The 14260-nt window shown below is 35.4% G+C and carries 14 protein-coding genes; 6 read left to right on the top strand and 8 right to left on the bottom strand.

Annotation, left to right across the window (positions count from 1 at the left end; genetic code table 11):
• Nucleotides 1-170 precede the first annotated feature (170 nt).
• Together queF and MUA40_RS09920 are read right to left on the bottom strand one after the other, a co-directional pair.
• Nucleotides 171-671, bottom strand: coding sequence for a preQ(1) synthase (queF, locus tag MUA40_RS09925; RefSeq protein WP_016424497.1), 501 nt, complete (start codon nucleotides 669-671; stop codon nucleotides 171-173).
• 16 nt (nucleotides 672-687) lie between these two features.
• Nucleotides 688-1575: a DMT family transporter gene (locus MUA40_RS09920; protein WP_050331612.1), complete on the bottom strand. Its 888-nt coding sequence runs from the start codon at nucleotides 1573-1575 to the stop codon at nucleotides 688-690.
• A gap of 622 nt (nucleotides 1576-2197) precedes the next feature.
• On the opposite strand from MUA40_RS09920, the gene nrdI reads away from it, so the two are divergent.
• The 3 genes from nrdI to nrdF all read left to right on the top strand — a co-directional run bounded on the left by nrdI (nucleotide 2198) and on the right by nrdF (nucleotide 5790).
• A complete protein-coding gene (gene nrdI / locus MUA40_RS09915) occupies nucleotides 2198-2596 on the top strand; it encodes a class Ib ribonucleoside-diphosphate reductase assembly flavoprotein NrdI (RefSeq protein WP_016424499.1) in 399 nt (132 codons plus the stop codon).
• Nucleotides 2559-4664, top strand: a complete 2106-nt coding sequence (nrdE, locus tag MUA40_RS09910) for a class 1b ribonucleoside-diphosphate reductase subunit alpha (RefSeq protein ID WP_016424500.1) — start codon at nucleotides 2559-2561, stop codon at nucleotides 4662-4664. Before nrdI ends, nrdE begins: the two co-directional genes overlap by 38 nt.
• Before the next feature lie 145 nt (nucleotides 4665-4809).
• Nucleotides 4810-5790, top strand: coding sequence for a class 1b ribonucleoside-diphosphate reductase subunit beta (gene nrdF / locus MUA40_RS09905; protein WP_016424501.1), 981 nt, complete (start codon nucleotides 4810-4812; stop codon nucleotides 5788-5790).
• Between the two features lie 503 nt (nucleotides 5791-6293).
• On the opposite strand, the gene MUA40_RS09900 is transcribed toward nrdF, so the two are convergent.
• The 3 genes from MUA40_RS09900 to MUA40_RS09890 form a co-directional block, all read right to left on the bottom strand.
• Nucleotides 6294-6608 (bottom strand): CHY zinc finger protein, encoded by a 315-nt coding sequence (locus MUA40_RS09900; protein WP_016424502.1) that lies wholly within the window; start codon nucleotides 6606-6608, stop codon nucleotides 6294-6296.
• Between the two features lie 24 nt (nucleotides 6609-6632).
• Nucleotides 6633-7565 carry a UDP-N-acetylmuramate dehydrogenase gene (murB, locus tag MUA40_RS09895; protein ID WP_037559060.1) on the bottom strand — a complete coding sequence of 311 codons (933 nt, stop codon included), beginning with the start codon at nucleotides 7563-7565 and terminating at the stop codon, nucleotides 6633-6635.
• Nucleotides 7566-7709: 144 nt separating this feature from the next.
• Nucleotides 7710-8228: a GrpB family protein gene (locus tag MUA40_RS09890; RefSeq protein ID WP_016424504.1), complete on the bottom strand. Its 519-nt coding sequence runs from the start codon at nucleotides 8226-8228 to the stop codon at nucleotides 7710-7712.
• A 115-nt stretch (nucleotides 8229-8343) separates the two neighbouring features.
• Here MUA40_RS09890 and MUA40_RS09885 point away from each other — a divergent pair, with 115 nt between their 5' ends.
• The 3 genes from MUA40_RS09885 to MUA40_RS09875 all read left to right on the top strand — a co-directional run bounded on the left by MUA40_RS09885 (nucleotide 8344) and on the right by MUA40_RS09875 (nucleotide 11224).
• Nucleotides 8344-9240 carry an EMYY motif lipoprotein gene (locus MUA40_RS09885; protein WP_262576391.1) on the top strand — a complete coding sequence of 299 codons (897 nt, stop codon included), beginning with the start codon at nucleotides 8344-8346 and terminating at the stop codon, nucleotides 9238-9240.
• Nucleotides 9241-9446: 206 nt separating this feature from the next.
• Nucleotides 9447-9767 (top strand): bacillithiol system redox-active protein YtxJ, encoded by a 321-nt coding sequence (gene ytxJ / locus MUA40_RS09880; RefSeq protein WP_016424506.1) that lies wholly within the window; start codon nucleotides 9447-9449, stop codon nucleotides 9765-9767.
• Nucleotides 9768-10105: 338 nt separating this feature from the next.
• The gene (locus MUA40_RS09875; RefSeq protein ID WP_016424507.1) at nucleotides 10106-11224 is read left to right on the top strand and encodes a glycerate kinase; all 1119 of its coding nucleotides are present in this window, start codon (nucleotides 10106-10108) and stop codon (nucleotides 11222-11224) included.
• A gap of 174 nt (nucleotides 11225-11398) precedes the next feature.
• Here MUA40_RS09875 and pepT read toward each other — a convergent pair whose 3' ends face one another.
• The 3 genes from pepT to MUA40_RS09860 are packed head-to-tail and all read right to left on the bottom strand — an operon-like array spanning nucleotide 11399 to nucleotide 13936.
• Nucleotides 11399-12631: a peptidase T gene (gene pepT, locus MUA40_RS09870; protein ID WP_016424508.1), complete on the bottom strand. Its 1233-nt coding sequence runs from the start codon at nucleotides 12629-12631 to the stop codon at nucleotides 11399-11401.
• Between the two features lie 22 nt (nucleotides 12632-12653).
• A complete protein-coding gene (locus MUA40_RS09865; protein ID WP_037559194.1) occupies nucleotides 12654-13148 on the bottom strand; it encodes a threonine/serine exporter family protein in 495 nt (164 codons plus the stop codon).
• A 26-nt stretch (nucleotides 13149-13174) separates the two neighbouring features.
• On the bottom strand, nucleotides 13175-13936 hold the full coding sequence (locus tag MUA40_RS09860; protein WP_016424510.1) for a threonine/serine exporter family protein: 762 nt from the start codon (nucleotides 13934-13936) through the stop codon (nucleotides 13175-13177).
• Nucleotides 13937-14260: the final 324 nt, after the last annotated feature.

The raw sequence follows: 14260 nt of genomic DNA, 5'->3' as shown, positions 1-14260 counted from the left end.
GAAGCAATCGGAAGTTTGCGACTTAATTATTATAGATACATAACCACCATATAAAGTGTACAGCCCAAAAAAGAAGCGCTCAGACGACTTTCTATTAAAAATCATCTGAGCGCTATTTATTTTGAGATTGATGTCCCAACCTCGTGTGCTTTAAATGTATTTAAATAAAATTATCTGTTATCAATTGTTTCAGGATATAAATCGTGATTCATCATGCGATAGTCGGCCATTTTTTCATATTTTGTATCTGGACGACCATAGTTTGTATAAGGATCAATTGAAATACCACCACGAGGTGTGAATTTACCCCATACTTCAATGTAGTGAGGGTCCATTAATTCTATAAGGTCATTCATGATAATATTCATACAGTCTTCATGAAAATCACCATGATTACGAAAACTAAACAAATAAAGTTTGAGTGATTTTGATTCAACCATTTTTACATTTGGAATATATGAAATATAGATGGTAGCAAAATCAGGTTGACCTGTAATTGGACATAAAGATGTGAATTCAGGGCAGTTGAATTTAACAAAGTAATCTCGTCCCTGATGTTTATTATCAAACGTTTCTAATACGTCTGGACGATAATCAAAATCATATGTGTTGTTTTGATTGCCGAGTAATGTAATATCCTTTAATTCTTCTTTTGAACGACCTTTAGGCATGGGTATGCCTCCTTCTTTAATTTGATTGTTGCTTTTTATGACGATGTTCAGAGTAAGTTGAGCGTCTTGCTTTTTCAAACATATAATAACTTGCACCTAGAATAATAATATAACCAATGACAGCATAGAAATCAGGTGCTTCTTTGAATAAAACAAAGCCTATGAGTGCTGTAAAGATGATAGAAGCGTATGTGAAAATAGAAATATCTTTTGCCGGTGCGTAACTATATGCGACAGTAATGCCGATTTGACCAACAGCCGCTGAAAGTCCTGCTAAAACAAGGTAGATGATTTGTATACGGCTCATCGGTTCGTACGTAAATATCACAAACGGTAACAGTGCAATAACTGAGAAGAATGAAAAATAAAAAACAATTGTGTAAGGTGCTTCGCGTGTACTTAGTGCACGTACAGCTGTATAAGCAGAAGCTGCAAAAATACCGGACAATAAGCCTGTCAAGGCAGGTAATATTTCTGAAGAAAATTCAGGTTTGACTACAAAAAGCATCCCAACGATTGCGACAAGCATCGCTGTAATTTGATACTTTTGAATATATTCTTTTAAAAAGATTAAACTTAATAGAATCGTCCAAAATGGGTTGAGTTTCATAAGTATGTCTGCATCGCTTAAAACCATATGATCAATGGCATATATATTTAACAACACACCCGTTAATCCTAAAATCGAGCGTGTAATGAGTAAAGGTTGACTGCTGAGTTTACCGAAAAAGGGTTGCTTGAATTTAATAATAAAGAAAAGGGGAATAAACATCGCTACAAAATTTCGAGCTAATGATTTTTGAAATACGGGCAAATCTCCCGCGAGACGAAAGAACACAGCCATAAAGCTAAAACCAATCGCAGAAATTAAGATAGCAACGATGCCTTTCATTTTTGAATTCATTAAATCGCCTCTTAATTATAAAAATTTGACTTATACATCGTAGCATAAAAAGCGTTACCGTGCATTATATCTTGAAATTTTGTGAAGGAAGTGTACAATAAAGGGGAACATATGTTCTATTTGCGTCGCCTAGTAATCCTTTTATCATCAAAAGTCAAGCGTTAAAAATGTTTTCTTACAGAAAAAATTTTTCTGTTTCCTAAACCTATTGATACTATCGCTTTTGATGACAATCGGTGACAAAAGTTCATATTTATCTCTTTAAAAACAGAAAGGACTTATGTATAATGAAACACATAATATAGTACCGACAAATAAAAACAAACACTATATATTGTGTTTGAAAGATGAGAAATAGGATAAAAACAGATGGAATTGATAGAGGATTACACGTTTTTGCACATTCTATTTCTTTTCTTCTCTACATGTAGTGTTATTAATTTTTTGATGAACGATTGCATGATGAATATAACAATTTGCGAAATGCGCGCATCATTTTAAAGCGCATATGACAACAAATATATGTTCGCATTTAATTTAATGAGAATTATATTGTGATTGAGAGAAAACAAAAGCAATTATATAAAAAGCGTTCATTTAATATGAAAGGCGGTTATTCAATATGAAAGTCGTTTTTTATTCTTTTACCGGCAATGTAAGACGCTTTGTTAAGCGTGCAGAACTTGATAACACACTTGAGATTAATGAAACGAATGCATCCAAAGAGATAACAGAACCCTTTATTATTGTGACAAGTACAATTGGTTTTGGAGAGGTGCCTCAACCAGTACAACAATTTTTAGGGAAAAACCATGAATATTTAAAGGGCGTTGCAGCAAGTGGAAATCGCAACTGGGGACAAAACTTCGCAAAGGCTGGCGTAACAATTTCTGATGAGTACAATGTCCCTTTATTATTGAAGTTTGAATTACATGGGAATGCCCAAGACACAACAGAATTTAAAGAGAAGGTGGTCAATTTTTATGAAAACTATGGAACAAAAGCAGTACAATCACATTGAATTAAACAATCAAGTCACAAAGAGAAATGAAAACGGCTTTTTTCAAATAGAAAAAGACCAAGAAGCGTTAGCGGTGTATCTTGAAGAAATTAAAGATAAAACCGTTCATTTTGATAGTGAATTGGAGCGCCTTCACTTTTTAGTTGATAATAATTTTTACTACAACGTATTTAACGAATACAGTGAAGCGCAACTTGCTGAAGTCATTGCATTTGCATCTTCAATTCCATTTGCATTTGCGAGCTATATGTCAGCAAGTAAGTTTTTTAAAGACTATGCACTTAAAACCAATGATAAATCAAAATACCTTGAAGATTATCATCAGCATGTCGTGATTGTGTCACTATACCTTGCAAAAGGTAATGTCGCTTTAGCAAAACAATTTATTCAAGCGATGATTGATCAACGTTACCAACCAGCGACGCCTACATTTTTAAATGCAGGACGTGCGCGCCGTGGGGAACTTGTATCATGTTTCTTATTAGAAGTGGACGACAGCTTAAATTCCATTAACTACATAGATTCAACTGCAAAACAACTGAGTAAGATTGGTGGCGGTGTCGCTATTAATCTATCCAAACTACGTGCCAGAGGCGAAGCAATCAAAGGCATCAAAGGTGTAGCAAAAGGTGTGCTCCCTGTTGCTAAAGCTTTAGAAGGTGGCTTTAGTTATGCCGATCAGTTAGGTCAACGTCCAGGGGCAGGTGCAGTATACCTTAATATTTTCCATTATGACGTGGAAGAGTTTTTAGACACTAAAAAAGTAAATGCCGATGAAGATTTACGTTTGTCTACGATTTCTACAGGTCTAATTGTGCCATCTAAGTTTTTCGAACTAGCAAAAGAAGGTAAAGACTTCTTTATGTTTGCACCACATACGGTTGAAAAAGAATACGGTGTCACACTTGATGACATTAATATTGATGAATATTACGACCAACTTGTTGAAAATCCAAATATTATGAAGAAAAGCAAAGACGCACGTGAAATGTTAAATATGATCGCGCAAACACAATTGCAATCAGGCTATCCTTATTTAATGTTTAAAGACAACGCCAATCGTGTGCATGCGAACTCTAATATCGGCCAAATCAAAATGAGTAACTTATGTACGGAGATTTTCCAATTACAAGAAACATCTGTCATTAATGATTATGGTATTGAAGATGAAATTAAACGAGATATTTCATGTAACTTAGGTTCATTAAACATTGTCAATGTAATGGAATCAGACAAATTCAGAGATTCTGTGCATACAGGTATGGATGCACTGACTGTTGTAAGTGATGAAGCTAATATTCAAAACGCACCTGGTGTAAGAAAAGCAAACAGCGAACTTCATTCAGTTGGCTTAGGTGTGATGAACTTACACGGCTATCTTGCGAAAAATAAAATAAGCTATGAATCAGAAGAAGCTAGAGACTTTGCCAATGTTTTCTTCATGATGATGAACTATTACTCAATTGAACGTTCTATGGAAATCGCAAAAGAACGTGGCGAAACTTTTGTTGGCTTTGAACAAACGGATTATGCGAATGGTCGCTATTTTGAGCGTTATACATCTGAAGACTTTTTGCCACAATATGACAAAGTCAAAGCATTATTTGAAAATCACGATATACCAACACGAGAAGACTGGAAAGCATTACAAGCTGAAGTTGAAAAATACGGTCTTTACCATGCATACCGCTTAGCGATTGCACCAACTCAAAGCATCTCATATGTACAAAATGCGACAAGTTCCGTTATGCCAATCGTGGATCAAATTGAACGACGCACATACGGAAATTCTGAAACATTTTATCCAATGCCATTTTTATCACCGCAAACGATGTGGTATTACAAATCAGCATTTAACACAGATCAAATGAAATTAATCGACTTAATTGCAACGATTCAAACACACATTGATCAAGGTATTTCTACAATTCTCTATGTAAACTCAGAAATCTCAACACGTGAATTATCTCGACTTTATGTTTATGCACATTATAAAGGGCTTAAATCTTTATATTACACAAGAAATAAATTACTTAGCGTCGAAGAATGTACAAGTTGCTCAATTTAGGCATAAATTGATGCCGAATTCATATTAAGCATAAGTGCATCTCTATTATCATGCTTGGGGCAACGAAATCATTGATTTTAGCCCCATACATGCGTGATGCATAGATCGTGATACTAATAAAAAAGATAAGGAGAAATGGAAATTAATGATAGCTGTAAATTGGAATACTCAAGAAGATATGACGAATATGTTTTGGCGTCAAAACATTGCTCAAATGTGGGTTGAAACAGAATTTAAAGTTTCAAAAGATATTGCGAGTTGGAAAACTTTAACTGAACAAGAACAAGATGCCTTTAAAAAAGCATTAGCCGGGTTAACAGGATTAGACACACATCAAGCTGATGATGGTATGCCTTTAATCATGATGCATACAAGTGACTTACGTAAAAAAGCGGTCTATGCTTTTATGGGGATGATGGAACAGATTCATGCGAAAAGTTATTCACATATTTTCACAACATTGCTTCCTTCAAGTGAAACAGATGAGTTATTGGACAAATGGGTAATTGAAGAGCCACATTTGAAATACAAATCTGAGAAAATTGTCGGAACGTATCATAAATTATGGGCGAAAGAAACAACGATATATGATCAATATATGGCGCGTGTTGCAAGTGTGTTTTTAGAAACATTTTTATTCTTCTCTGGTTTCTATTATCCACTTTATTTAGCAGGACAAGGTCGTATGACGACATCTGGAGAAATTATTCGTAAAATTTTATTGGATGAATCCATTCATGGTCTATTTACTGGACTGGATGCACAAAGTTTACGTAGTGAGTTATCCGAAAGTGAAAAACAAAAAGCGGATCGTGAAATGTATAAATTATTAGAAGATTTATATGCAAACGAAGAATCTTACACACGTAAATTGTATGAGCCTCTTGGTTTAGCTGATGACGTGCTTAATTATGTACAATATAACGGTAACAAAGCACTTTCTAACTTAGGTTTTGAACCGTACTTTGAAGAAAAAGAGTTCAGCCCAATTATTGAAAATGCTTTAGACCGTACAACTAAAAACCATGACTTCTTTTCAGTAAAAGGAGACGGTTACGTATTAGCGCTTAACGTTGAAGGCTTACAAGACGAAGACTTTATTTTTGATGACAACGATAAAGCATAAAAGATATGAACTCCTCTTTTTCTAGGCGTGATGACATGTTAGACGCCGGGATGTCTTGAGGAAGTCTATACAATTTGATCGAGCAACCTCACCTCCAACTGGTGAGGTTGTTTTTGTAGCTCTTTCAAATAGAACTGAAGCGCAAAATGTAGAGGTGAATCTAAGTCAAGAATACGGTCAAACAAAAAAGAGAATTTTTGCAGCTCATATCATCTAACTTTGAAAGCACGCTTTGAGCATTGGATATATTCCACAATGCTCAACATCACTTCATTCTATAATTAATATTTAAAGATGAGGTTGGGACGGGATATCCAATCTTATTTTGATAAGACAATTAAAAGAGCGGGGCAAAAATCGTGTAGATTTTTGTCCCACTTTAGCTGTTCATGCTAGGGGAGGCATGATTCACCCCAGTCATTCCTTTTCAGTCATTTCACTAATGTGAAGTTATGATAAACAAAATAAAAGAATTTCTGATTTTAGCTCAAATGAAAGCCATATTAAATCTCGAAATAGTGATGATAATGGAATTTACATCGATTGTTAAAATGGGCATCACATTCTGGACAAGCTTCCGACATCATATAAGTTTCAATTGACATTTCATGGCCGCAAACGCCACACATAATGGCATTTACTTGGAATTCATCTGAGTGCCAGCGTTTTGGGCGATGCTTCTCAGATTCATTATGGCACTTAAAGCAAGGGTAATATTTTTCACAGCATTTAAACTTTATTGCAATAATATCATAAGGCGTATGATAATGAATACATCGTGTTTCTTTATCTACAGTGGCACCATACACTTTAGGCATGCTATTCGCTCCTCACATCAGTTACTATTGATCTTCTAACTTTTCTCCAATAATGCGAACTTCACGTTCTAATGCGACATCAAATTTCTCTTTTACAACAGATTGAACATGGTGGATGAGACTTTCATAATCTGTTGCTGTCCCGTTATCAACATTTACCATAAATCCTGCGTGCTTCGTCGATACTTCTACGCCGCCAATACGATGCCCTTGCAAATTTGAGTCTTGTATGAGTTTCCCAGCAAAATAGCCAGGTGGGCGACGGAAGACACTCCCACATGATGGATATTCAAGCGGTTGTTTTGACTCTCGGCGCGCTGTTAAATCATCCATCTTTTCTTGAATACTTTCGAGCTGACCAGGTGTTAGGGTAAAGGCAGCTTCAAGGACAACATAATGTTGCTGTTGGATAATACTATTTCGATAATCGAGTTCTAATTCATTATGTGTGAGTTGGAGCAATTCCCCTCGTTCGTTAATCACACGTGCATAATCAATGACATCTTTAATCTCGCCACCATATGCGCCAGCGTTCATATAAACAGCGCCCCCAACTGAACCTGGAATACCGCAAGCAAATTCAAGCCCTGTCAGTGACAAATCACGTGCTTTTCTTGAGACGTCAATAATTGCTGCACCACTACCCGCAATGATTGTCGCATCAGAAGCTTCAATATGATTTAAATCTAACAAACTTAAAACAATGCCTCTAATCCCACCATCGCGAATAATAATGTTAGAGCCATTACCTAAATAAGTTACTGGAATTTGGTTATCGTAAGCGTATTTTACGACTTTTTGTACATCTTTATATGAATCAGGCGAGATATAAAAGTCTGCTTTACCTCCAGTTTTTGTATAAGTATAACGTTTAAGAGGCTCATCTACTTTAATGATGCGTTCTGGGACGAGCGCTTTTAATCCTTGTAAGATGCTAGAATGATTCAAAATTAACATCCTTTCTTTGTCTGTATTCATTGATAATATAATTATTTCTGCACTAAAGTTCTGTTTAATATTTTATTTTAGAAATGTCGGCAGAAATTTATTTAATTCTATTTTAACTGTTTTATGATAAAGCGTCATGTTTTAATCGAAATTCTAAGATGAATATTGGCGCAGATTTTTAAACCATTGTGCTTTTTGTGCTTCATAATCTCGAATAGCTAACGTTGTACCTGTCAATTGCTGTTTTTGTGTTGAAAAATAGTCAATGGCTTTTGGATGGGATGTTAACAAATCGTGATATTGCGCATACTGTTCGAAAATAGGGGTGTGACGTTGGAGAATATGCAGTCGGACTTCCTGTTTTAAATCAATTAAGTTATTAAACTTTGCCATCATGACCTTTTTTTCATAAGGATGATGCAAACGATAAAATCCAGCATAATTTAATCTTTTTTCATCTAATGAAGTAATGTCATGAAGGTTGTCCACACCGACTAAAATGTCTAGGATGGGCTCAGTAGGATAGTTAAAATGAAAGGTCCCTCCGATATGCTGTGTACTTTTCACTGGAGACTTCAATAAGTTAAAGAGAATGTCTCGATATTTTTGATATTGTTGCGCATAAAAATCTTGGTGTTGCGCAGTAATAAAAGGTTGAACATGACGATACATGTGAAAGCCTCCTTATGGCTAAAATAAGGCATTTTGCTTAATTCTGCATAACTATAACATATATTATTTTCAAGTTAAATATGTTTCTGTATAATACGAATTAATAAGGGGTGCAATGATGAAAAAATGGATTAAAATTATAATTTTAAGCTTTTTAGCGCTCACGTTACTTCCGGCATGTATGCATTCGTCTGAAGACCAATTAAAAGCGTTTGATCAACACATGAAAATAGTCAATGAAAAAGAACGCGTATTAAGCAAAACACTCAATCAAATGGACTTAAATCAAATTCATTATTTAAGTCAAACTGATACGACAGATAAAAATAAACAAGCTTTTAATGACATAAAAAAAGCAATTGATCAAAAGTTAAAGCCAAAATTTAAAGATTATCGAGAGGCAGCCAATCAACTACCGGCACGAGATGATTCATTGAAAGCATTAAAATCAACATATTTAAAAGGAATTGATCAAAAAGAACATGAAATCAAACAATTAGATTTATTTATAGCACTTTGTCAAAAATCTATTCAATCTAATGAAAAAATTCTCGATTCTACACAAGCATTTGAAAAACACCGTAGTCGTGTCGAGTCGCAAATGAACTTGGCGAAACAAACAGAGCAAGGTTCAAGAGAAAGTGAAATGCTTGAAAATAAACTCATTAGTAACAACCAAGCGATTAAAGAAATAGCAGAAAAGTCAATGAATGCTAAAAGTGAAAAGGCGCAATTAGATGCCATCCATAAAGAAATGTTACCGCTCATTCAAGGACAAATAAAAGAATTAAACAAAACGCAATTAAAAGACAGTGCCACAAATAACGCGCGTCAAAATGCGATTGAAATGTATTACAAATTAGAACGTTATTATCAAGAAAGAGCGAAAACGATTCAATATAGTGAAAAATTATCAAAATTTGATGTGAATCAATTAGTAACAAAAGGAGACGATTTAGAACGTTTCGATCAACCTTTTGAAAAGGAAAAAAGAAAGTTAGAGTCTAAATAATATCACTCATAAGACTAAGGATTAATGGGGAATCATTTGCTTCATAAGGAAGGAAAGAACGGATTTCATACGTGTAGATTTCCAGTTTCAATCAAAATTAAAGGTTAACAAGGATAGATTATGTGTGTATAATGGTACACATTGAGAAAAGTTGAATTAAATGATAGATAAAAGACAAACAGAAAATATACTTAGAGGTGAAGAGAATGGCGATAAAGCTAACTTCGATTGACCAATTTGAGCAAGTGCTTGAACAAAACAACTATATTTTTATATTAAAGCATAGTAACACATGTCCGATTTCTGAAAATGCATTTGATCAGTTTAATAAATTTTTATATGAACGTGATATGGACGGTTATTATCTCGTTGTTCAAGAAGAAAGAGAGTTATCGGATTATATTGCTGAAAAAACAGGTATTCAGCACGAATCACCACAAGCATTTTATTTTGTAAATGGTGAGGTCAAATGGCATGATAGCCACAATAATATTAATGTATCTTCACTTGCGCAAGCTGAAGAGTAATCAATTTGTAAAAAGGAACGCTTATAGGTTATTGTAGAATCACTACAAAATGTCTATAAGCGTTCTATTCGTTTGTATTCAATTATAAGTCAACGCTATAATATGGAGTGGTTGAACAATCCATGATTATTAAAATGGACAAACAGGGAGAAAATGGAAGTTTAATCTTTCCAAAAAGCAAACCTTGTTATAGCATTTATGCCAGCAAGGCGCCTATTGTATCATAAGCCTAGCGCTCATAGTACGCTAGCAGTTTGAGTAGTGAAAAAACAGTATAATCAATGATGAATCGTTTCGATTTGATATTTAAGTGATATGAGAGATAAGAGGGTGACAAAATGAAAGTTTTAGTTGCGATGGATGAATATAATGGCATTATTTCGAGTTATGATGCTAATCGCTATGTGGAAGAAGCTGTAGCGAGCCAATTAGAATCGGCAGATATCGTTCAAGTTCCATTATTTAATGGTAGAAGAGAATTGCTGAACGCAGTATTTCTATGGAAGTCTGGAACACAATATCGAATCTCTGTGCATAATGCTGAAATGCAAGCCGTTGATGTCACATACGGCCAAACAGATGATGGTTTAACAGTGATTGAAGCAAGTCAATTTTTAACAGGTCAAGCGTCACACGTCAATTTGACAAGCTATGGTCTGGGTGAAGTCATTCGACATGCGTTAGATAAAGCGGCACAACATATCGTTATTTCAGTTGGTGGCATTGGTTCCTATGATGGCGGTGCGGGTATGCTAGAAGCGTTAGGTGCACGTTTTTATGATGACGAGGGCCAACGTGTTGATATGACTAAAGGCGCACGCCAAATTAAACATGTTCGCCGTATTGATACAAGTGATTTGGATCAACGGTTACAACAATGTCGTATTCAAGTTCTGGTCGATTTTGAAAGTAAGTTATATGGTAAACAAAGTGCGATTATGAAAACTTATACAGAACAGCAAATAGAGAGAACGCAAGCTGTAGAAATTGATAATCTATTATGGTATTTGAGTGAGTTATTTAAAAACGAACATCAATTGTTGTTAGGTCCTATTGAAAGAGGCGGTGCAGGCGGAGGGATTGCTGCTACTATGGCGGCACTCTTTAATGCCGAAATCAATACAAGCCATGAACTTGTGGATCAAATTACAGGACTTGACCAATTAGTTGGACAAGCAGATTTAATCATTTTTGGTGAAGGCATAGATGAACAAGATGAAATTATCGATACATCATCATTGCGCATCGCTGAATTATGTCAAAAGCATGATAAAGTTTCTGTGGCATTGTGTGGCACTGCAGATAAATTTGAACGTTTCGAAGCTTTAGGTGTAACGGGCATGTTTAATAGCTTTATCGAAATGCCAAAGCAATTGACGGATTTCAAAATGGGGATTCAATTACGCCATAATACAATACAAGCCATCAAGTTATTGCGCACGCATTTACCACAATAAATGTGGCTTAGGATAACACCAATTTAAGTGGTTTTAATGATAACTTCTAGATTGAGACGTTTTAAATTATCTCCCTCAATGAAGAATGATTTAAAAGAGAAATACAGTCGATAAAAAAGAGTCAGAGAATACAGCTTCTCTGACTCTTTTTGACCTCTTTTGATAGTCATAAAGTTATGCTTTTTGATTTTCAGCCACTTTTTGTACGATACCAATGATGACTTGAACTGCTTTTTCCATAACATCAATCGATGCATATTCATACGGCCCATGAAAATTGTCACAGCCTGTGAAAAGATTTGGTGTAGGTAAACCCATAAATGATAATTGTGAACCATCTGTACCGCCACGGATAGGTGCAGTATTTGGCGTAATACCTAAATCTTTATAAACGGCTTTAGGAATATCTATAATATGTTGAAGTGGTGTGATTTTTTCTGCCATATTATGGTATTGGTCATGAATGACAAGGTTTACAGGATTGTAATAATACTGTTCGTTTATTTTCTCTTGAATTTCAATTAAAGTTTGTTTTCGATTTTCAAATGAAGTACGATCATGGTCTCGAATAATATATTGTGATGTCACTTTTTCAACATTACCATTCATTTGCATCAGGTGGAAGAATCCTTCGTAACCTTCTGTGTGCTCAGGAACTTCGTGAGCAGGTAGCGATTGATGAAAAGTATTCGCTAGATTTAAAGCGTTGACCATTTTATCTTTTGCAGAACCGGGATGAACATTGACGCCTTCAAAAGTAACCGTTGCTTCTGCAGCATTAAAACTTTCATATTGAAGTTCCCCTAATTGACTGCCATCCATTGTATAAGCAAAATCCGCATCAAAACGTTCAACATCAAATTGATGTGGTCCACGACCAATTTCTTCATCAGGAGTGAAGCCTACTCGGATACGACCATGTTTAATTTCTGGATGCTCTAATAGATAACGTAATGCTTCCATGATTTCCACGACGCCTGCTTTATCATCTGCACCTAATAATGAAGTGCCATCAGTCGTCATTAAAGTATGTCCTTTAACTTTAACGATGTCTGGAAAAACTTCAGGATTGATTTCACGTCCAGATGTACCTAATTTAATAATGCCACCGTCATAATTGTCGACGATTTGAGGATTGACATTTGCAGCATTAAAATCAGGAGAAGTGTCTACATGCGCTAAAAAGCCAATAGTTGACACCGGCGCTTCAATATTGGCTTCTAATGTCGCAAATAAATAGCCTTGATCATCCAAATCTGTTTGCAATCCCATCGCTGTCAATTCTTCCTCTAAAAGATGTAATAAATCCCATTGTCTTGTAGTGGAAGGTGTTGACTCACTATTTGGATCAGATTGTGTATTAATTTTAGTGTAGCGTGTAAGTCTTTCAATAATTTGTTCTTTCAAGTTGACCACTCCTTCTCTTACGTTAAATACGATTATTCATATGATATCCTTTACGATAAGTCTTACCTTTTAGTTTACCATAGTAATGCTTGATGCGTGTATAGATGTAATAGAAGATCTCAGCGCAGAGTATTCCAAAAGCAATCGCGCCTGATGTTAGTGTGACTTCTAAAAACTGGTTTACAGCGGGTGTATAGGAATTTGATACTAAGAGTCGTGTTGCCTCATAAGCTGCGCCTCCGGGTACAAGAGGAATGATACCAGGTAATATAAAAATAATGACAGGGCGTTTATAACGTCGGCTCATCGTATGGCTCATAACCGCTAATATAAAGCTTCCAAGAAAAGCAGCCATCACGATACCGTAGTTCATATCTACAGTGAATTTATAAATAGACCAACCCATTGCACCAACAAAGCCTGACGCAACTAGCAATCGCTTAGGCGCATTGAATATAACTGAAAATAGCATTGTAGAAAAAAAACTAATCATAAACTGCGCAATATAATACAAAATGACTGTCAATGCTTCCCACACCTTTCTTAAAATATGAGTAAAACAATCGCGACGCCTGCACCGATTGCAAAAGAGGTCAATGCCGCTTCGACACCTCGAGACATTCCGGCAAGCAGTTCTCCCGCCATTAAGTCACGAATGGCATTCGTAATTAAAATACCTGGGACAAGGGGCATAACACCAGCGATTGTGATAATATCCTGATTGATTGCCCAGCCGATCTTAGTAAAAAAGGCAGCAATCGTAATCACGACCATTGCACTTATAAATTCAGAGAAAAATTTAATCTGTATAAAGCGTTGTACTAAATCAAATGTTAAAAATGCCGCGCCACCTGCAATAACTGCATAAATAAAATCATGTGCGACACCGCCAAACATGAATAAGAAGAAGCCACATGCAATGGAAGCGGATATAAATTTAATAATAAACGAATACTGTAACGAAGCATGGTCTAAATGAATTAACTCCGATTTTGCTTCATCTAATGTTAAAGCATTTCGTGAGATTTTTCGTGAGATATTATTAGCCATTGCAATTTTTTCTAAATCCGTCGTACGTTCACGCACACGAACAAGACGTGTATTCGTACGATCATTTAAAGAAAAGATGATGGCTGTAGATGTGACGAAAGCATATGTATCTTCAAGTCCATAGCTTGCAGCAATTCGGCCCATTGTATCCTCAACGCGGTACGTTTCAGCACCACTTTCGAGTAGGACTTTGCCTGCAAGTAAGACAACGTCAATGACTTTATCTTCATCTATAATCGTTAATGCCTCTGCCATGACTATGCCTCCTTTTTAATAACAATCAATTGTCAGTCTACATTGGAATAAAGGGTCTTGCAATATATAATACCCATGTTTTCAAAAAATCATAAGCAAAAGCTTTATATATAGGGAATAAATAATATTTTTCATAATAGGGTCACACAAAAAATCATCTTAAAATAATTACACATTAGAAAAAAGGAGATTCATTTATGCGCTATATGCTTAGGTTTCTGAACAAGGCGTTATTGTTCTAGAATTGTTTTTTAATTTGAAATAAAGCGACTAGAAATATAGAGATCAAAAAAGACACTTGGCGTGATTGAACATGTCTTACGC

The sequence above is a fragment of the Staphylococcus schleiferi genome (assembly GCF_025558325.1).
GTDB lineage: Bacteria > Bacillota > Bacilli > Staphylococcales > Staphylococcaceae > Staphylococcus > Staphylococcus schleiferi.
Note: the sequence above shows the minus strand (reverse complement) of the source record. Positions and strands in the feature narration are given on the sequence as shown.